Here is an 18,571-nt window from a genome sequence, read left to right on the forward strand (position 1 = left end):
CCTCTTAAAAGTTCCCAAGGTTTTTTTGTTTTAGTTTCGGAAAATGTACTCATTTTTCCCCTCACCCTGCCCTCTCCCCCAAGGGGAGAGGGTGAAGTACTCGCCAATTAAGAAATCCGCTTTCATACTTACTCCGAAACAATAGGATCAGAACCAGGATTTTCTTCCTCCCCTTCCACACTTACCTCTTCCTCTTCGCTCTCCGCCAGTTTTGCTACTGCGGTTACTTTTTCTTTTTCATCCACATTGAGGAGGCGAACGCCTTGGGTGTTTCTGCCGATGATGGAGATATCTTTTACCTTCAAGCGAATGATTTTTCCGCCATCGCTAATCACCATGATTTCGTCGGTATCCAACACCTGCTGCGCACTCACCACGGGGCCGGTTTTGTCCGTCACTTTCATGGTGATAATTCCTACTCCGCCGCGGCCTTGAATGCGGTATTCATCGGTGGTGGTGCGTTTGCCGTAGCCGTGTTCCGAGACGGTGAGCACGCTGGCGCCTGGATTAAGCACCTGCATGGCTACCACTTTGTCACCTTCCTCCAACCTCATTCCGCGAACGCCCACCGCGTTGCGGCCCATAGAACGGACTTCGTCTTCTTTATAGCGGATACTCATGCCCCCCTTGGTGCTCATCAAGATATCCTGGCTGCCATCGGTGAGTTGAGCATCGATGAGCGCGTCCCCTTCTTCGATGCCCAAAGCGATGATCCCGCCCGCACGAGGGTTGGAATAGGCCATCAAATCGGTCTTCTTTACCGTGCCATTTCGCGTGGCTAAAAACACATATTTATTTTCGACAAATTCCTTCACCGGCAAAACCGCGGCCACACTTTCGTTGCCGGCCATGTTTACCACATTCACAATTGCCTTTCCTTTGGTCGTACGACCCGCCTGGGGGATATCGTACACTTTTAGCCAATAGACTTTTCCGTAAGTGGAAAAAACCAACAGATAGGTATGCGTGGAGGCAATGAAGAGATTTTCCACAAAATCTTCTTCCTTGGTCGTCATCCCGGTTTTTCCTTTTCCACCGCGGCGTTGCGCACGGTAGAGCGAGATGGGATTTCGCTTGATATAACCGGTGTGACTGATGGTCACCACCATGTCTTCTTCCTGAATCATGTCTTCGATGGAAATTTCGCCCGTGCTGCTCTGAATCTCAGTGCGACGAGCATTGGCATAGAGCCTTTTGATTTCTTCGGTTTCGTCGACGATGATTTTGTAGACCTTGCGTTCATCGGCCAGAATGGATTTCAATTCTTTGATGAGGGCCAGAATTTCATTGTACTCCGCAATAATCTTGTCGCGTTCCAGACCAGTTAAACGCTGCAGGCGCATCTCCAGAATGGCTTGGGCTTGTAGGACGGACAGCGTAAAGCGTTTGATCAATTCGTTTTTGGCCTCTTCGGGATTTTTCGATTTTTTGATCAGCTCAATCATTTCGTCGATATTATCCAGTGCAATCTTTAGCCCTTCTAAAATATGTGCCCGGTCTTCGGCCTTACGCAGTTCGAAGAGGGTGCGGCGCGTCACAATTTCTTTGCGATGATCGATAAAAATACCCAGATACTGACGCAGACTCAGCACCTTAGGTTGCCCTTGCACAATGGCCAGCGTAATCACCCCAAAACTCGATTGCATGGCGGTGTGCTTGTAGAGTTGATTGAGGACGACCGCCGCAATGCTGCCTCTTTTGAGTTCTACCACAATGCGCATTCCATCCCGATCGGATTCATCGCGCAGGTCGGAAATTCCCTCCACTTTTGCCTCGCGGACCAGTTCGGCAATTCTTTCAATCAGCTTGGCCTTGTTGACCTGATAGGGGATTTCGGTGACGATGATCGCTTCACGGTCTCCCTTCGCAATTTTTTCAATGGCCGCCTTGGCACGCAGGGTAATAATGCCACGGCCCGTTTGCATGTATTCCCGGATGCCTTCGGTTCCGTAGATGAAGGCACCGGTGGGAAAATCGGGCCCTGGAATAATTTTATAGATTTCTTCCTGCGTCAGCTCGGGGTTTTGGATGAGGGCCACGACGGCTGAACACAACTCCGCCAGATTGTGGGGAGGAATTTTGGTGGCCATTCCTACGGCGATGCCTTCGGAGCCGTTGAGCAGCAGGTTGGGAACTTTGGAAGGAAGCAGATGCGGTTCTGTGGTCGCCGAATCAAAGTTGGGTCCAAAGGCCACCGTGTTTTTATCGATATCTGCCAACATTTCCTCGGCAAGCTTGGTGAGTCGCGCTTCGGTGTAACGATAGGCCGCGGGAGGATCTCCATCCACCGAACCAAAGTTTCCCTGACCGTCGATGAGCAAATGACGCATGTTCCAATATTGGGCCATGCGTACCAAGGCATCATAAACTGAGCTATCGCCATGAGGATGATATTTTTTGAGCACTTCCCCAACCACACCCGCACATTTGGAATAGCGTTTACTGGAGAGCAAACCCTCGCGGAACATGGCGTAGAGGATACGCCGATGCACCGGTTTCAAGCCGTCTCGAACATCCGGCAAGGCGCGGCCTACAATAACGCTCATTGAATAATCGAGGTAGGCCCCTTTCATTTCATCTTCAATATTAATGGGGATAATTTCGGCTGATCCGGCCATAGTCTTCCTTTCAAAAAATTGCTTGGAATCGAGTCGCTGGAATTATCACGGGGAAAGCTAATGTCAATGAGGGAGTGGGATATTTTAACTAGACTAACGCCTTAGAAATAAGACACAATGCCGCCTATGCTGCAAAAGAAATTCAAGCTTTATAGTGAAATAGATTTTAATGAATCTACTTCCTATTCTCGCCTGGCAAAGCCCTGGAATTTGTATGCAAAACATCTCCTCAGCATTTTCCCCACATTAAAACTTTTAAAGAGCTTTTATAAAGTCCCCCACCAAAATTCTGTGGTGGACTTTGTTGCGCTTCGAAAACCCCAGGAACTGGTCTTTGTTTGGTACTGCCCCAATTTGCAATGGTACGGCCTCTCCAAGCTTTTGCCCATTTTTTTGAGGGTTGAAGAAAATTTTAAAGAAATTGTTTCAACCGTTCCCCAGCTCAATGAAAAAGAGCATCCACTCAAACCCATTTTTTTATTGATGACCGCAACCATTGATACGTCGCTACTTTCTTGTCTCAAGTATTTTCAGGGGCTCTCCCTCGAAGTCCTTCAATTTCGCCAGGAAAAAAACAAGATAGAAACCCTCCATCTTTTTTCCAGCAAGGAACCTGCAAATTCTTCAAAGAAAAAAGAATTTGAAATGGTGAGCCTGAGCGAAGAAGAAAGGATGGATTTTATGAGCATCGATTCCGAGGAAATTGACGAGGAAGCAGAGGAATGGAAGTGATGATCCATCATGACTCAAAAATTCTCCAAACCCTTCGAAAAGCTGCTCCCCTCCCTCCTCCTCGATGCTGTGAGCGTTCAGGGTTTTGAGCCTACCGGAATATTCTACTCGCTCAACAGTTACGAAAATCGTGTGTATGAAATTCGTTTGGAAGAAGGAGAGCCAATAGTGGCCAAATTTTACAGGCCCGGGCGCTGGAGCCTGGAGGCCATTCGCGAGGAACATCTTTTTATGGATGCCTTGGACGAACTCGAAATTCCTGTGGTGGCGCCTTATTATTTGGATAAACCCCTTTCAAGCTGTAAAAGTCTGGCAGAAAGGGATGGATTTTATTATGCGCTTTATCCCAAATTCAGGGGCCGCGAAAATCCGGATCTTTCCCTGCAAGACCGTGAATGGCTGGGACGCAGTCTGGCCAGGCTTCACAGGGTAGGTGAAAGTTTTGAGACGAAGCATCGCCTCACTTTAACGCCTCAGACCTATGGTTACGATTCTCTGGAATTTATTTTGAGCCAGACTTTTTTACCCGCAGATCTCGTCCACAACATCAAACATTTACTCACCCAGGCCATCCAACTCAGCGAAACTTTTTTTTCTTCACACACGAGAAATATTTTACTCCATGGCGATTGCCACCTGGGAAATATCCTGTGGAACAAGGAGGGCGCCTTCTTGCTGGATTTTGATGATCTGGTAAGGGCCCCCGCGGTGCAGGATTTGTGGATGCTCTTTCATGGCAGCGAAGAAGAAATTTTTGAACAACGAGAGGCCTTTTTTAAAGGCTATGAAATGTTCTGGGACTTCGATACCCGCGAACTACGACTGAGCGAGGCCTTGCGCACTTTAAGAATGATTCGTTACGCGGCCTGGATAGGCCAACGTTATGAAGAAGAAATTTTTCAGCGGGCGTTTCCTTATTATACCGAGAGAAGATATTGGGAAGATTTTCTGTTGAGTTTGAAGGAACAGATTTCGGCGATGCAGGAGACACGGTAACTCCCTCACCCTCTCCTACTCCAGGAGAGGGTGAGGGTGAGGGAGATCACTTCTTCCTCAACATAAAATTCAAAAGCCCCATCAATCCCGCCATTCCAAGCCCCACCAAGAGGGAAACCACAAAGTCGTGTTCAATACCATAAGAAACCACAAAGCAAAGCACGGCCAGCAGAATATACCAAAAACGAATAGGCTTAATTTCTTCTTTGCCCCAAAGAGCCGCATGTTGTTCCGGAGGAGCCCTAAAACTCTGCATATATCTTAAATATTCGTTCTCATCCAACACCCCGCGACGTTTCAGATAGCTTAATAATTTTTGAGTATTCTCCGTATTAAATTCCTTGGAAAAAATTTGAAGGGCGACCAAAAAATGTTCGGGCTGTTGGGGATTGATTTCTCCCTTCACCATTTCCAAAACCGCCAGGGCCGGATTTCGACTCTGTGCCTCGGGACTTTGATTTTTTTGAAGAAAGGCCCCCAAGGCCTCCGCAGAACCAAAGATATTTTTCACTGCCTCGGGCGATAGGTTTTCCAACTTTTGAAAAAACTGATTTCTCTCCAGGGGAAAGGTTTTCGATAAAAAATCCTGGAAACGCTGATACAAGGCGCCTCCCTGATCGACCCGCAACATGTTGAGCGCTTGCATGATGTCCATGCCCTGGGCAAAAACAGCTTCCCGAACCTGGCGAACCACTTCTCGAAACATAGTCATTTCTCGTTGTAGCTCAGGAGCCTGCTCGCGGATGAATTCCAAACGGGTGGATAAATTTTCTGCGTCACTGCGCGAGGGATCGGGAGGCAAGAGATGATCCAGCAAATCATTGGCCATCTGGTCTAAAATCTGCACACTCTCGGGAGAGTAATTGATGTGCCCACTACCTTCTGGAACAATGCTCATGTCTGGATTTGCTGTTTGCGGGGCACTTGCAGAAATCTCTGCTTTTTTGAAAACATCCATTCTATTTTGAAAGCGATTCTGCATCACGGCATCGTTTGCAGAACTTGGATTGGAAGGAGGGAGTCGATTTTGGACATTGGTCATGTTTGAGATATAACATCAGATTTTAAAAATCTTCCATCATAAACAGGGGGCGACACCTTGCGTTATAAGAATTGTTAAAATTTGCTTAATTAGTCATTGACTTCACTCGGCATCTTCGTAAGATACCATCAATGTTTGCTGTTTATGCAAACAGCAAACTTGCATCAATACTGTACTTCCAAGTTTTATTAATTAACCTTATCCTGCGAATAGCGGGATTCATGACCAGGAGGGTCTCATGACCAAAGCCGAACTCATCAATCAGGTCGCCAAAGAAACTGGCCTCTCAAAGGCAGCTTCCGAAAATGCGATCAACTCACTCACCACCGTCATCACCAAATGTCTTAAGAAAAAAGACAAGATTACCTTAACGGGTTTTGGGACCTTCCAAGTGAGCAAGAGAAAAGCTCGCAAAGGCCGCAATCCTCAGACTGGCGCAGAAATCAACATTAAAGCCGCCAATGTTCCCCGATTCAAGCCAGGTAAAACCCTAAAAGATTCTGTGAAATAGTTTTGTAAGTGAGGAGTGAGAAGTTACAAAAAACCCTACTTCTTTCGAGGTGGGGTTTTTTTATTTTTAAAATTTCTGTTCAATGTTTCTAATAGGCCAAAAGTGCAAACTTGCCCTTTCCATACGAGGCAATTTCAATTTCCACGGCAACAACTTGAGCAGCCTTCTTTTGAAGCAACGTTGTAAATTCTTCAGGCAGGCTTTTGCTGTCAAACATATCCTTCAATTTCAAATGGGCGTAGAATTCCCTGTTGCACAAGGCCAAGGTGATATTCATAATTTCTTTTAAATTATCGAGGATGTTCGGTGTCACCTTGTTCTCTTTAATATCCTCTTTGACTACAGCTGCGGGAATCATCGACAGAGCCCCACCTGCAAAACAAGCGAATGGCAAATCAGTAACTACCAGCACCTTGATTTCCAAACTATTCGAATCAATAAAAGACCCTACCAGGGTAGGCGTGGTGAATGGATAAGAAAAAGCAGGAGCAGTTTCCACTTCTATTTTTTTTGCAAACAAGTCTTCAAAAAATAATTTTATTTCTTTGGGGGCAGGAATATAGATGATTTTTTCCATAGGGCTGACTCTTTATCTTAGAGCCAACAAATTTTGTTTAAAGGCTTCGGGGGTAAACGGTTTTGCAATCAGAAAAAGTGCTCCGGTATCAAAAGCCAGTTTCTTCATCTCTGCTGTGCCTTCCGCGGTGACAAAACCAAATTTGATTTTAATCTCACGTTCATTCATTTTTTGTAGAAATTCAATTCCAGACATCTCGGGCATGTTCCAATCGGACAGAATCAAATCGGGTGTCCAGTTTTCCATCACAGCCAAGGCCTCTTTTCCATTTCCGGCCTCTTTCAGTTCGCTAATCTCTATCCCTGATTGTCGGATATTTCGGCTAACAATCATTCTCATGGCCTTGCTATCGTCGACAATCAAGATTTTCATAACACCAGCTCCTTATCTGCGGCCCTGCAACACAGTCACTTCAAAGGTCTCTTTCTGGGTTTCAAACATCAGGTGACAGATCTGCTCCGTCCTTGGAATAACCACATTCCCCTGAAGGACTGAAGGAAGTGAAAGCTGGCAATTTCCCTCTAGCATCGATTTAAAACTGCCACTCACCATATTCGTCAGCTCCCCCAAGACATCTCGAACTTCATCTTCTGTAGCAGAACCCGGCGCTGAAGCAAACATTGCTTCAGTCGCTTTTTGGGCCAGACTCAGTGGCATTTTAAGAAAAAATTCTCCCTGCCAGGCTCCCGTGATCGAAATATTTCCACAGAGACAACTGGAGTCGTTTTGGCAGCCATTGGACGCCTCTGTCTTAACCACCACCTCCCAGCCTAGCATGGTTTGGCAGATGTTTGTCACTATACTCCCTAATTCTTCTTCGTAAGCCATGAGTCCCCCTCTCTCCTATTTCTTTCTTTTCAATTGATAACAAACTGCCTGATCAAAACGAATTCTTTCAAAATCTTCATCAATCCCAAAGGTGGTTTCCGCACCTCCAAGATACAAATAAGCATCCGGTTTGAGCATCGTTTTAATTCCAGCCAAAACTTTTTTTTTGGTTTCCACATCAAAATAAATCAGCACATTTCGGATAAACACAAGATCCAATGGAGGCAACTGGGGAAGGGGTTGGCAAAGATTGATATTTCTGTATTCAACCATCTTCCGGAGGTCATCTTTCAGCTGCCAGTTCAGTGTTTTTTTTTGAAAATATTTAACCAACAGAGACGCGGGTAAACCCCGGTTGACTTCAAGCTGGGTATAAATTCCTTCTCGGGCCTTGTTCAAAACAGTTTCATTAATGTCGCTCGCTATTATTTTCAGTCTTCCATCATTTTTGAGTTGAGGAAAATTTTCTGCAATCAGCATCGCAATGGTGTAGGGCTCCTGGCCTGTAGAAGAGGCTGCACACCAAATATTTAAAGGCCCCGAAGGACTTCTTCTCGACAACAGATCGGGCAAAATATTTTTTTTTAGTGAATCAAAGGGATAAATATCTCGAAAGAAAAAGGTCTCATTGGTGGTCATGGCCTCCACTACTTTTTGGATCACCAAATACTCACCGACACCTTTCAATTTTTGAATCAGCGTAGATAAATTGGGAAGTTTGAATTCCCTGGCCACAGGATTAAGACGAGCCTCCACCAGATATTCCTTGCCCTCCTCCAAAACGATTGCGGAGCGATCCCTCACCACCTTTCTCACCAAATCAAATTCGTCTTTGCTTAAGGGCATACGCTCTTTCTTAAATTTTTCCCATTTTAACAGCCTGGGTTCTTCTCACCATTTCGGGGACAATCTCGGACAAAGGAAGCACTGCCGATGCCAGACCTGCTTTTGCAACAACTCCTGGCATACCCCACACCACGCTTGTAGCCTCATCCTGAACAATCACACTTCCACCATTTTCCAGAATTTTTTCCGTCCCCCTCAAACCATCCTGACCCATTCCTGTAAAAATAATTCCCAGGATATTCCCCCCAAAAATTTCTGCCGCAGAACGAAACATATAATCTACAGCGGGACGACAGGAGTTTTCCGGAGGATTTTGATTCAACTCAATGCTCACCTGAAAGCCATCCTTGCGAAGCCCCATATGAAAATCCCCAGGTGCAATATAGGCGGTATCACTGAGAAGCGTTAACTTGTTCTCACCTTCCGTAATGTTGTATTTTGACTTGCTGCTCAAACGTTCTGCCAGCAATTTGGTAAACACCGGAGGCATGTGTTGAGTCACCAAAATGGGAGTGGTAAAGCTTGTCGGTATTTTTGAAAAAAATTCCGAGAGGGCATTGGGACCACCCGTAGAGGCCCCCACCACAACTAAATCAATTTTTTTATTGGGACTGGTCGCTTTCACCTGCAAAGAAGCCTGCGCCGCAGACTGCTGGGCCAAACGGGTAACAGGGCTGAGCGTCCTGATTTTTTCAAGCAAAATACAGCGAATGGCCTTTGAAGATTCCTCGATGCTCGAATTGGATGGCTTTTGAGCGTAGTCACTGGCACCCAAAAAGAGGGCCTCAACCGTCTCCTTTGCTCCCGCTCCAGTCAGCGTCGAAAACATAATGACAGGCAACTGTTTGTAGGTTTTCCGAAGTTCTTTTAAAGTTTCTATCCCGTTCAACTCGGGCATCTCCACATCCAGCACAATGACATCGGGATTTACCTGGGGAATCATCTGCAAGGCGAGCCTGCCATTGGCTGCGCGTCCCACCAGCTCCATATCGGGCTCTGCCCCAAGAATATCCCCCACCATCTTCCTGATGACCACTGAATCATCAACGATAAGCACCCGGGTTTTCATACTTTCCTACTCCTTCATCGGCAGAAGACCCAACTGAATCAGTTTGTCAAAGACGATCTCCTTGTTAAAAGGCTTCATGACATACTCATCGGCCCCTTCCGCCAGGGCCAATTTCATTCCACTCATTCCAGACTCGGTAGTCACCATCATGATCTTTGTTTTTTTGAAAAAGGCAATGGAACGTAGCTCCTTCACAAAATCAAGCCCACTCATCACCGGCATGTTCCAATCCACCAGAACGACGTCACAATTCTTCATCTCCCTGAGGCACTTCATGGCATCCCGGCCATTTGCAGCCTCAAAGGTTTCAAAACCGAAGGACTCCATCATTTTTTTCAAAATCGACCGAATCGCTTTAGAATCATCTATGATGAGTGTTTTCATTATATACCTCAAAACTGGGAAACTTTATCTTTCAGATTGAGAGAAGTTTGTGAAAGCATTTCTGCTGAGCTTTGCATTTCAGTAACACCCTGGGTTGTATTTTGTGCGGCCTGGGCAACTCCAGTCACATTGCTGGCAATCTCGAAAGATCCTTTTGCCGCCTCCATCACGTTGCGACTCATTTCATTGGCGGTCGCGCTCTGCTCTTCGATGGCAGAAGCAATGGTATTTTGGATATCATTAATTTTGCCAATAATTGTGGTAATCTGCTGGATAGAGCGAACGGCAGCACCCGTGTCCGATTGTATCACCCCAATCTTCTGCCCAATTTCCTCGGTGGCTTTTCCCGTCTGTTTGGCAAGCTCTTTCACCTCGTTGGCAACCACGGCAAAACCTTTTCCAGCCTCACCTGCCCGAGCCGCTTCAATCGTTGCATTCAGGGCCAGCAGGTTGGTTTGCTCGGCAATGGAGGCAATCACATTCAATACGCTTCCAATTTCGGCACTGCTTTTTCCAAGCTTGGAGATCGTTCGATTCGTTTCTTCTGCCGCTTTTACAGCATCTCCGGCCACCTGGGTTCCATCACCGGTATTTTTTGCAATTTCCTTAATGGTCAAATTCATTTGTTCCACACCTGTTGCCACCGTCTGAACATTCTTGCTCACCTGCTCGGCCGCAGCAGACACCACATTCGCCTGCACTGCTGTCTCTTCGGCATTTGCGCCCAATTGCTGACTAATGTTTTGAAGACCATTTGCCGAAGCGCTGATCTCTTCTTCCACTTTCACAAAGACGCCTCTGAAATTTTTCAAATTGCGATACACCAAATAAGCCGATGTGAGGGATCCCAACAAAACGATGGCAAGGGCAACGATGACAGAAATTCTCAGCATACGCTCTGCACTATTCAGACCCTCCACTGTCTCCCTGAATTCCTTGTCAGAGGCTTCAGAGATCGTATTGTGATCTCTCATGATATCCTCGCGAGCCCCATCAAACTCCCCCCTCAGCTTGACAATTTCTTCTTTGCTTTTTCTAAAACCTTTGAACAGCTCATAACCTTTTTTGTAGTAATCCGGAAGTAGGGTCCTGATGTCTTGTACATAGCCCTGCAGACTTGCCTCTACCAGTGCACCCAATTCCTCGCTTTCCTTGCTTGCCTTGTCGATATTCTCCGAAACATTCGTGTCCATCTCCTCCTTGTCATTCGTCAGAGCGGCATCATTGACCTGTTCTGCAGCCTTGTCCAAATGACTTCGAAGCTCACTCAGCAAAGTTGAGAGGGCCAGCATCTTGTTTACACGCTCATTTTTTTCTTTCAGGTGAGCAAGTTGGACAAAATTGAAAATAGAGGTAATGACCACCACCGCAGCAATCATCAAAACGCTTATAATCACTCTTTTTGAAAGTCTCATTTTTTTTGAAGACATGTTTTACTCCCTTTTTATTGCAATTTGACCCGTCGGATTATTCTACCTGCACCACTTTATTGGTATCGAGGACCAGCAATAGTTTTTCCTTGAGCTTGTAAGTTCCAACAATCAGCTCACGGATAGGCCCGTAAAGCGTTTCAGGACAATTCTCAAAGTTTTCCTCTTCCATTTCTATCACGTCCCCAATTTCATCCACCATCAGACTCACTGCACCCTCATCGGTTTTGATAACAACGTTCATGGCTTTCTTTTCTTTTTTCTTCGACTCCAGACCGAGACGCTTTGCAAGATCCAGAGCCGTGACAATCTGACCCCGAATATTAATCAGGCCCTGTACCACCCCGTTCGCCAGGGGAACCCTGCTCATCACCTGATAGCGAATAATTTCTTGAACCTTTGAGGCCTCCACTCCAAAATAATGTTTGTCTAAATAAAAGGTACAAAAGAGTTTGTTTTTAAACATAAAGCCCCTCCTCTTTTCCCCCACGGCGTATAGCGAAATCCTCAGACTCTTCAAAATTCACTTCTCTTTTCTTTGACAGAAGCCCTTCATGAATTTCTATCAACGACTTGATATCCAGCAGCTCGGTGACACGATTTTGAATGACGATGGATCCCAAAATCCCTTTTCGGGAGGCGTTGCATTGAATTTTTTCTGTAGTCTCCACAATGTCGATCACTTTTTCGATAAGGATTCCCACCCTTGAATCTCCGCGTGAATAGACAATCACCTCGACAAAATCTTTCTCTATTTTCTGAAGACTGGAGGCATTGCGCAACATCTTCCGTCTTTCAGGAAGCAGACCCGAAACACTGATGAGGGGCATAATCTCATTTCGGTATTGAATCACCTGTTGCCCTCCCGCCCACTCGATTTGCTGGGTAGCAAATTTTTCCAATCGGGTAACCTCCGAGAGTGGCACGGCCATTCTTCCATCATCTGAAGAAGCAAAAAGCAGCAAGGCCAGCGCATCTTCCTTCTTTCCCAGTACTTGTTGTTCCAATTCATGAAGACTAGGGTCTTTCAATTCAGAAACAACATTAGCCATTTTTGCAATTCCCATCACATCGAGTATGAGTATTACATTGCCATCTCCCAGGATGGTTGCACCGGCATAAATATGGATACCCTTCATTTGTTTTCCAAGCGGCTTAACAACAATTTCCTGCGTGTCGTTGATGGCATCCACGACCAGACCAAACTGTCTTCCATCGGCCTGAAGCACCACAATATTCACCTGATCCTCTTCCATTTCGGAGTAGTCATTTCTGAGTTCATGGTTGAGAAAAACCAGGGGAAGCAGATTGCCTCTCAAACGATAAACCGGAATTCCATGAAGCCTCTCAATCTTTGTACCAGTCCCCCCCTTCTCAACACGCAGCAGTTCAAGCAGAGAGGCCTGGGGAATGGCATATTTCTCTCCCCCGCTCGTCACAATCAGTGCGGGAATAATGGCCAAAGTCAGAGGAATCTTTATTTTGATGGTGGTCCCTTTTCCAAAACTGCTTTGAATCTCCACCAAGCCACCAATTTTTTCGATATTGGTCCTCACCACATCCATCCCCACCCCTCGACCGCTAATGTTGCTCACTCTTTCTGCCGTGGAAAACCCGGGTAAAAAAACAAAATTCGCCACCTGTCTATCACTCATTTGCAAGGCTTCCTCCGGTGTAATCAATCCTCTCTGTAGCGCCTTAGCTTTCACTTTGTCGGGATTGATCCCCCCTCCATTATCACTAATCTCTATATTCACCTGACCCCCTTCGTGGTAGGCGCGAAGTAGAATATATCCCTCCTCATCTTTTCCTTTTGCCAATCTTTCTTTGGGATCTTCAATGCCATGATCAACAGAATTTCGAATAATATGAGTGAGCGGATCTTTGATAGCTTCCAGCAGCGATTTATCCAGTTCAGTCTCCTGACCTTCCATCTGAAGTCGAATTTTTTTATTACAAAGTCCGGCCAGGTCTCTCACCACTCTGGGAAACTTGCCCCAAATATTCCCGATGGGTTGCATGCGGGTCTTCATGACCCCTTCCTGCAGTTCGGAAGTAATCAGGTTTAGGCGCTGGGTGACGGCAAGAAAACCGCTGTCTTCTTGAGGATTGCTGAATTGCAAAATTTGATTACGAGTCAACACCAACTCCCCCACCAGATTCATCAATTTATCGAGCAAATCTACATCCACACGGATATTGGTGTCGGCAATGCTGCCACCTTTCGTCTCCATCTTATTCTCTCCAACTTCTTTTTTAATATCTTCCTTGTGAAGTTGCGGGCGTGGCCCCAGGCGATTTTCTTGTAGAAGCTCTAAAATACTTCTGCCAACTTCAGACTGCACAGCAGGGGTTTTGGTTTTTTCCTCTTTGGCCTGCACTTCAACGAGGGGAGGAGTTTGTTCCATTGCCTTTTCCTGAACCACTTTTGCTGCAGGCAAAGGAGCTACAGGAGCCACAGGAGCGTTCAGGTGAGCGGCCACTTCCTCCACCAAAAGCGAATAATCGGCAGATCCCTCATTTTGGGAACTTTCGATATTTGCCAGCATCGCCCGTATCGCATCTACCATTTTAAGCAGGGTACTCGTAATGCTTGGGGTAAGCAGTATGAGTCCATCCCTCATTTTTGAGAGAAGACTCTCCCCCACATGGGCCACCTTTTCCAATTTGGAATAACCTAAAAAGCCGCAGGTCCCCTTAATCGTATGAATGACTCTAAAGATTGAAGCCAACCTCTCTTTATCCGTAGGGTTTTTTTCAAGTTCTACAAAATTTCTATCTAATTGATCGAGGTTTTCGGCACTTTCAACCAAGAACTCCTTAACGATATCATCCATACTTCCCTCCAAAAAAGGCCAAATTATCGGCTATTTATAACTCGGACAACGGCTCTCTAAGGCAAAAACTTGAGCCCTATTTTGAATGGAATGCTTAAAAAAGTAAGATATTGGGGATCTTTTTTATGAAGCGGGCATTTCACCGTCATGCCTCAAAAAAGAAACAAGTCTCGACGAGTCTTCTTCTGAGCTACTCATTGATTCCTTACTTTTCATTCTCTTCAGTTCTTTCACTATAGTAATAAACTAATTCTGGAAGATTGAATACCGCTCCAAAAAGCCGTGCATACTTAGAGTCATTTTTGGAATCCCTTGTTTCCAAAAAGTCGTTAGAAAAAGTTGTTTCATTTTTTACGCTTATTTCTTTTTGTCTATCCCGAGTCTGAGTCTTATGAACAATTGGATTTAAATTTTCATTTTTAACGGTGCAGGATATTGTATTAGACACACGGCCCTCCTTAGTTTTTAGGGTGGGGAATTCCCCTATTTGTCGATGAGTTCAAGTTCGAAATAAAAAAAGACGATTTTGAAAATAGAGGCTTATCGAAGTCGGGAAGTTAACTCGCGAACTGCGCTGAGACAATTTCGATCAAGAAGTTTACGAAATGAGCGAACATCTTCGTGCAACCTTCCTTAACTCACGAACTCTAATAACTGCTTTCCCTCGCAAAGGAGAATGCATGACAAAGATTCTCGTGTTGTGGATGGGATTTTGCCAACCAAAAGAGAAATCTTTTGATCCGATATATTTTTCATAAGTAACTTTACCAATGAAACATACGACCTGCGGCATCTCAGTCTTTATGATACGGGAGATTTTTCTGCGACCAGACAACTCTTCGCCCTTCTTCAGCTCTGTAATATCGCATGTTGGTCTATTAATAATATTCACGAATCCCAATTGATAGACTGGATTGAATTTATTTTTGTAAATCCTTTTTAGAGTTTCATCATTACAAAACTCGTCCTTTTTTTCCTTAAGAATTCCAGCTTGCGAGAGAAGATACCAAAACATCTTATTATTAGAAAAGGGCACACCCCGGTTGAACGATCCGGGGTGAGGGTTAATCCCAACGAAAAGTATTTTTGGTTTCTTGTAGTGATAGAAGATCATATTTTAGACGTTAGCATGATTCTCGAGGCCATGAGTTGGGTGAATTTTCATCGGCAGACCCCAATCTCGACTTTTTGCTGCTGGAATATTCTCTTTCGGAAATAAAAAGCCACGTGGACGAGAGCAATCATCACGGGCACCTCCACCAGAGGCCCGACCACTGCAGCGAACGCCGCTCCGTGACTAAGCCCAAAGGTTGCAATGGCAACCGCGATGGCCAACTCAAAATTATTAGATGCCGCAGTGAAGGAGAGTGTTGTCGACTCGCTGTAACTGGCGCCCATTTTTTTGCTTATGAGAAATGAGAACACGAACATGATCACGAAATAAAACAAAAGTGGAATGGCAATGCGAAGCACATCCAAGGGTAACTGCACAATGTATTCCCCCTTGAGTGAAAACATAAGGATGATCGTAAAAAGCAATGCGATCAAGGTCATGGGGCTAACGCGAGGCAGAAACTCCCTTTTATACCAGTCAGCTCCTTTTGTTTTGAGCAGGATGAATCGTGTCCACAAGCCACCCAAAAAAGGAATTCCCAGATAAATAAAAACACTCTTGGCAATTTCCAGCATGGTAATGTGTATTTCTACACCCTTAAGCCCCAGCCATGTTGGAATCACCCTCAGAAAAGCATAGGCGTATACCGAAAAAAACAAGACCTGAAAAATGGAATTAAAGGCAACTAGTCCGGCACAGTATTCCGTATTGCCCTCGGCCAGGTCATTCCAGACCACCACCATTGCAATGCACCGCGCCAGACCAATCAGGATGAGACCGGTCATGTATTCGGGTTTGTCCGATAGAAAAAGAACGGCCAAACTAAACATGAGTATGGGGCCAACGATCCAATTTTGAATGAGAGACAGCACAAGAATTCTGTAGTTTTTGAAAACCCGACCCAACTCTTCATATTTCACTTTGGTAAAAGGCGGGTACATCATCAAGATTAAACCAACGGCAATCGGAATGGAAGTATTGCCATATTGGAGATGCTGTAGAATTTCCGACAAAGCGTGGTAAAAGTATCCCAATGCCACGCCGATAGCCATGGCAGCAAAAATCCAGAGTGTGAGAAATCGATCCAAAAATTGAAGTTTTTTCATAAAAATATTTAAAACCTTAAAATCCAAACTCTCTTCTTGTTATTTTTGTACTTAAAAATTTTATACAGTAAAGTGAGAATAGCACGCTTACTGCCATTCCAATGTTAAGTTGCCTGAGAACTAGCCCCAATAAAAATACTGCTACGCTTAAACAGGAATAGATGAGGATTACCCACCAAGCCCATTTTTTATATTTCGAAAGTGAATAGTAACTGATGAGTATAAACAGGTTCATCAAGACAGCGAAGGCAAGAAACAAAAATTCATTTCTTTCATCCAGAAGGGCTAACATAAAAAGAAAGGCTCGGAGAAGAATTCCAAAAATACTGATAAACTGGATAGGCTTCATGCTGTTAATTACTTCCCCTCTCCCCCCTTCGCTAGTCGAAGGGAAAACACCGCCAGCACCACCAGTGCGGCACCCAGGAGAATCCATAGATAAAATTGCTTTTCACCCCCGCCACCCATCTCTCGAGTCACTTGAGAAACTTTCGCTTCCAGTATATTTTTTTGAATAGGCCCTAATTCGCTGGGGGCCTCTTGAAGGTTTTCGATGAGGTCTTTGAATTGCGTAATTTCATAAGTGGGAAACAACACATTGGGGTTTCCAAAATAGAGCGTGTAATCTCCCTTCAGCAAAGCATTGAAAATAGGCGTTTCTACGTTGGAGGTCGCCTGGCTGAGCTCGAGAGCCTGTTCGTTGCCGTCACTCACAATCAGTTCCAAAGATTCAAAACGCAGGCGGCCCAGCGAGATGGAGATATTCGAAGAGGAACCCGGTCGACGATAAAGACTTCCCGTCGAAACCAGCTGTTCTTCCACCTCTCCTCGATGTGAAAAGATTTGGTAGGGCCTGTCGAATAGGAGGTTGTCAATTTTGAGTTGGATGGAACTTAAATCAATTTTGGGATGAGGATTGGTGATTTTATAAATTGTTTTCTGATTCTGAGTATTTTGTTTTTGAATGTTTAATTCCACTTTTACTTCCTGCGTATCCCGCGAAAGCTGATAGGGCCATTGTTGCTGGTCTTTATCCAGAATTCTAAAATCCCCCAGATCTTTTCTGAGATTTTCGAGATGGGCCAAACTGAGGGGAATGGCAACAATGCCACCCGGTTCAGAAACTTTTAAGCTTTGGGAATAAGCAAAAGATTTGGGATCTTCCTGAATGCCCGGCTTGAGAAATTCTTCAAAACTTTTTTCAGCGATATAATCGCCATTGGCTGTCACTGGAGCCAGCTGTACTTCATGAGAGGATAAAAAAAGCTTCTCAATCTCCACACCTTGCGCAAGCTCTTGTAAATCGTAACGTGGAGCTTTGACTCGTGCTCCGCCAAAATAAAGAGAGCCAAAATTGGATTCGAGATTTGCATATTTTTCAGAATCGACAAAAAAGAAAAGCAGATTATTTCGGCTGAGGGCCTCCACAGAGAGGTTTACAAGCGGGGGAGAATCTTCATTCTCTATTTCAATTTTAAGTTTGTCGCCAAAGGTAGAAGACACACGAATTTCCTGATTTCCAGTCTCCCCTAATATCAGCCCATTAAATATTTTCCCCACACCCACCAGACGCACTTCCTGGCCTTTTTTGACATCAAACACCTTCACCGAGCGCGAATAATTACTGTCGCTGTTTTTGAGTAGAATCGATTCAGGCACAATTCCAGAAGGTCTACCCACTATCAAAACTGTTTTCTTTCCCTCTTCGCTTGTGTCAACAATAGACAGCACGTCTTTGCGTGCTTCCTCTGAATGCCCTTCATTCTGCCGGGGAACATTTTCATTTTCCTGCACCCAATGAAAAGTAGGCTCCAGATAATCTCCCTCTCCTTCCAGGCTGAACAAAATTTTATGCACGCCCTTGTGATTCCAATCAATACTCATTTTTTCTTGAGCCCTTCCATAACGAAAGAGTGAGGTTTTTTCGAGCAGTGCCTCTTCGGCGTCGTCTTCTTTGTTTTTAATCTGCACCTGTTTTACAAAATTATCCTGGAGACTTTTGAGGACAATAAAATAATGGGCCTGTTCGTTTAGTGAGCCAGGAAGCTCAATTTCATAGGTTTCCAGAAAAATATTTTCTTTCACTTTTTCGCGCTTGGCATTCAACACCTTCAAAACCTGCTCTTGCGAGGCAGGGACTTCTTTGGGACCTTGATATTGGCCTACAAAAAATGGGGTTTCCTTTCCTTGGGCATCAAAAATTCTCAGGTCGGAATAATCGGATTGTATTTTGGATCGGATCTCCGGCGTTAAATCGATGCGCTGCCAACCGGCTTGGGAGACAGAGAGGTCGGACTTTTGCGGGAAGAGAGTTTTGAGCGAGCCGGGAGTTTGGGCGTGGGAGAGGGTGGCCAGTAATAAAGAAGAGAGAACAATTATTTTATAATTTATTTTCAATTTCATTTTTTCTCCTTTTTTCCTCTACTTTAGTAAGGCTCATTTGCCGTCTATTCCCCTCTCCCTCGAGGGGAGAGGGCAGGG

At 45.0% G+C, this 18,571-nt stretch carries 18 protein-coding genes; 3 read left to right on the top strand and 15 right to left on the bottom strand.

Annotated features, from left to right (window positions below):
* Nucleotides 1-128: 128 nt before the first annotated feature.
* Entirely contained in the window at nucleotides 129-2,618 is a 2,490-nt protein-coding gene (gene gyrA, locus HQM15_05525; GenBank protein ID MBF0492222.1) for a DNA gyrase subunit A, read from the bottom strand.
* Between the two features lie 126 nt (nucleotides 2,619-2,744).
* Here gyrA and HQM15_05530 point away from each other — a divergent pair, with 126 nt between their 5' ends.
* Both HQM15_05530 and HQM15_05535 read left to right on the top strand, forming a co-directional pair.
* Nucleotides 2,745-3,350, top strand: coding sequence for a hypothetical protein (locus HQM15_05530; protein ID MBF0492223.1), 606 nt, complete (start codon nucleotides 2,745-2,747; stop codon nucleotides 3,348-3,350).
* 9 nt (nucleotides 3,351-3,359) lie between these two features.
* Nucleotides 3,360-4,346 (top strand): serine/threonine protein kinase, encoded by a 987-nt coding sequence (locus HQM15_05535; GenBank protein MBF0492224.1) that lies wholly within the window; start codon nucleotides 3,360-3,362, stop codon nucleotides 4,344-4,346.
* 46 nt (nucleotides 4,347-4,392) lie between these two features.
* Here HQM15_05535 and HQM15_05540 read toward each other — a convergent pair whose 3' ends face one another.
* Nucleotides 4,393-5,388, bottom strand: coding sequence for a hypothetical protein (locus HQM15_05540; protein MBF0492225.1), 996 nt, complete (start codon nucleotides 5,386-5,388; stop codon nucleotides 4,393-4,395).
* Between the two features lie 238 nt (nucleotides 5,389-5,626).
* Between HQM15_05540 and HQM15_05545 the strand changes: the two genes are divergently transcribed.
* Complete coding sequence (locus tag HQM15_05545) at nucleotides 5,627-5,899, top strand: HU family DNA-binding protein (GenBank protein ID MBF0492226.1); 273 nt, start codon at nucleotides 5,627-5,629, stop codon at nucleotides 5,897-5,899.
* An 88-nt stretch (nucleotides 5,900-5,987) separates the two neighbouring features.
* Here HQM15_05545 and HQM15_05550 read toward each other — a convergent pair whose 3' ends face one another.
* The 13 genes from HQM15_05550 to HQM15_05610 form a co-directional block, all read right to left on the bottom strand.
* On the bottom strand, nucleotides 5,988-6,476 hold the full coding sequence (locus HQM15_05550) for a hypothetical protein (GenBank protein ID MBF0492227.1): 489 nt from the start codon (nucleotides 6,474-6,476) through the stop codon (nucleotides 5,988-5,990).
* Nucleotides 6,477-6,488: 12 nt separating this feature from the next.
* Nucleotides 6,489-6,848 carry a response regulator gene (locus HQM15_05555; protein ID MBF0492228.1) on the bottom strand — a complete coding sequence of 120 codons (360 nt, stop codon included), beginning with the start codon at nucleotides 6,846-6,848 and terminating at the stop codon, nucleotides 6,489-6,491.
* Between the two features lie 12 nt (nucleotides 6,849-6,860).
* Nucleotides 6,861-7,304 carry a chemotaxis protein CheX gene (locus tag HQM15_05560; GenBank protein MBF0492229.1) on the bottom strand — a complete coding sequence of 148 codons (444 nt, stop codon included), beginning with the start codon at nucleotides 7,302-7,304 and terminating at the stop codon, nucleotides 6,861-6,863.
* Between the two features lie 15 nt (nucleotides 7,305-7,319).
* The gene (locus HQM15_05565; GenBank protein MBF0492230.1) at nucleotides 7,320-8,150 is read right to left on the bottom strand and encodes a protein-glutamate O-methyltransferase CheR; all 831 of its coding nucleotides are present in this window, start codon (nucleotides 8,148-8,150) and stop codon (nucleotides 7,320-7,322) included.
* A gap of 10 nt (nucleotides 8,151-8,160) precedes the next feature.
* Nucleotides 8,161-9,219 (bottom strand): chemotaxis response regulator protein-glutamate methylesterase, encoded by a 1,059-nt coding sequence (locus tag HQM15_05570; protein MBF0492231.1) that lies wholly within the window; start codon nucleotides 9,217-9,219, stop codon nucleotides 8,161-8,163.
* Between the two features lie 6 nt (nucleotides 9,220-9,225).
* Nucleotides 9,226-9,591 (bottom strand): response regulator, encoded by a 366-nt coding sequence (locus HQM15_05575; protein MBF0492232.1) that lies wholly within the window; start codon nucleotides 9,589-9,591, stop codon nucleotides 9,226-9,228.
* A gap of 20 nt (nucleotides 9,592-9,611) precedes the next feature.
* Nucleotides 9,612-11,033 (bottom strand): hypothetical protein, encoded by a 1,422-nt coding sequence (locus HQM15_05580; protein MBF0492233.1) that lies wholly within the window; start codon nucleotides 11,031-11,033, stop codon nucleotides 9,612-9,614.
* 37 nt (nucleotides 11,034-11,070) lie between these two features.
* Complete coding sequence (locus HQM15_05585) at nucleotides 11,071-11,499, bottom strand: purine-binding chemotaxis protein CheW (GenBank protein ID MBF0492234.1); 429 nt, start codon at nucleotides 11,497-11,499, stop codon at nucleotides 11,071-11,073.
* Nucleotides 11,492-13,870 (bottom strand): chemotaxis protein CheA, encoded by a 2,379-nt coding sequence (locus HQM15_05590; protein MBF0492235.1) that lies wholly within the window; start codon nucleotides 13,868-13,870, stop codon nucleotides 11,492-11,494. Before HQM15_05590 ends, HQM15_05585 begins: the two co-directional genes overlap by 8 nt.
* Nucleotides 13,871-14,075: 205 nt before the next feature.
* Nucleotides 14,076-14,318, bottom strand: a complete 243-nt coding sequence (locus HQM15_05595; GenBank protein ID MBF0492236.1) for a hypothetical protein — start codon at nucleotides 14,316-14,318, stop codon at nucleotides 14,076-14,078.
* Nucleotides 14,319-14,468: 150 nt separating this feature from the next.
* Nucleotides 14,469-14,984, bottom strand: coding sequence for a hypothetical protein (locus HQM15_05600; protein MBF0492237.1), 516 nt, complete (start codon nucleotides 14,982-14,984; stop codon nucleotides 14,469-14,471).
* A 47-nt stretch (nucleotides 14,985-15,031) separates the two neighbouring features.
* Complete coding sequence (gene arsB, locus HQM15_05605; protein MBF0492238.1) at nucleotides 15,032-16,090, bottom strand: ACR3 family arsenite efflux transporter; 1,059 nt, start codon at nucleotides 16,088-16,090, stop codon at nucleotides 15,032-15,034.
* Between the two features lie 357 nt (nucleotides 16,091-16,447).
* Nucleotides 16,448-18,493: a hypothetical protein gene (locus HQM15_05610; protein ID MBF0492239.1), complete on the bottom strand. Its 2,046-nt coding sequence runs from the start codon at nucleotides 18,491-18,493 to the stop codon at nucleotides 16,448-16,450.
* Nucleotides 18,494-18,571 lie beyond the last annotated feature (78 nt).

The organism is Deltaproteobacteria bacterium (assembly GCA_015233135.1).
GTDB lineage: Bacteria > UBA10199 > UBA10199 > JADFYH01 > JADFYH01 > JADFYH01.

Bases quoted from the DNA above. Each gene is read 5' to 3' on its own strand.
- HQM15_05580 (MBF0492233.1), bottom strand. From the start codon at position 11,033: ATGTCTTCAAAAAAAATGAGACTTTCAAAAAGAGTGATTATAAGCGTT.
- HQM15_05535 (MBF0492224.1), top strand. From the start codon at position 3,360: ATGACTCAAAAATTCTCCAAACCCTTCGAAAAGCTGCTCCCCTCCCTC.
- HQM15_05590 (MBF0492235.1), bottom strand. From the start codon at position 13,870: ATGGATGATATCGTTAAGGAGTTCTTGGTTGAAAGTGCCGAAAACCTC.
- arsB (MBF0492238.1), bottom strand. From the start codon at position 16,090: ATGAAAAAACTTCAATTTTTGGATCGATTTCTCACACTCTGGATTTTT.
- HQM15_05570 (MBF0492231.1), bottom strand. From the start codon at position 9,219: ATGAAAACCCGGGTGCTTATCGTTGATGATTCAGTGGTCATCAGGAAG.
- HQM15_05560 (MBF0492229.1), bottom strand. From the start codon at position 7,304: ATGGCTTACGAAGAAGAATTAGGGAGTATAGTGACAAACATCTGCCAA.
- HQM15_05600 (MBF0492237.1), bottom strand. From the start codon at position 14,984: ATGATCTTCTATCACTACAAGAAACCAAAAATACTTTTCGTTGGGATT.
- HQM15_05540 (MBF0492225.1), bottom strand. From the start codon at position 5,388: ATGACCAATGTCCAAAATCGACTCCCTCCTTCCAATCCAAGTTCTGCA.
- HQM15_05555 (MBF0492228.1), bottom strand. From the start codon at position 6,848: ATGAAAATCTTGATTGTCGACGATAGCAAGGCCATGAGAATGATTGTT.
- HQM15_05585 (MBF0492234.1), bottom strand. From the start codon at position 11,499: ATGTTTAAAAACAAACTCTTTTGTACCTTTTATTTAGACAAACATTAT.
- HQM15_05545 (MBF0492226.1), top strand. From the start codon at position 5,627: ATGACCAAAGCCGAACTCATCAATCAGGTCGCCAAAGAAACTGGCCTC.
- HQM15_05565 (MBF0492230.1), bottom strand. From the start codon at position 8,150: ATGCCCTTAAGCAAAGACGAATTTGATTTGGTGAGAAAGGTGGTGAGG.
- HQM15_05530 (MBF0492223.1), top strand. From the start codon at position 2,745: ATGCTGCAAAAGAAATTCAAGCTTTATAGTGAAATAGATTTTAATGAA.
- gyrA (MBF0492222.1), bottom strand. From the start codon at position 2,618: ATGGCCGGATCAGCCGAAATTATCCCCATTAATATTGAAGATGAAATG.
- HQM15_05610 (MBF0492239.1), bottom strand. From the start codon at position 18,493: ATGAAATTGAAAATAAATTATAAAATAATTGTTCTCTCTTCTTTATTA.
- HQM15_05550 (MBF0492227.1), bottom strand. From the start codon at position 6,476: ATGGAAAAAATCATCTATATTCCTGCCCCCAAAGAAATAAAATTATTT.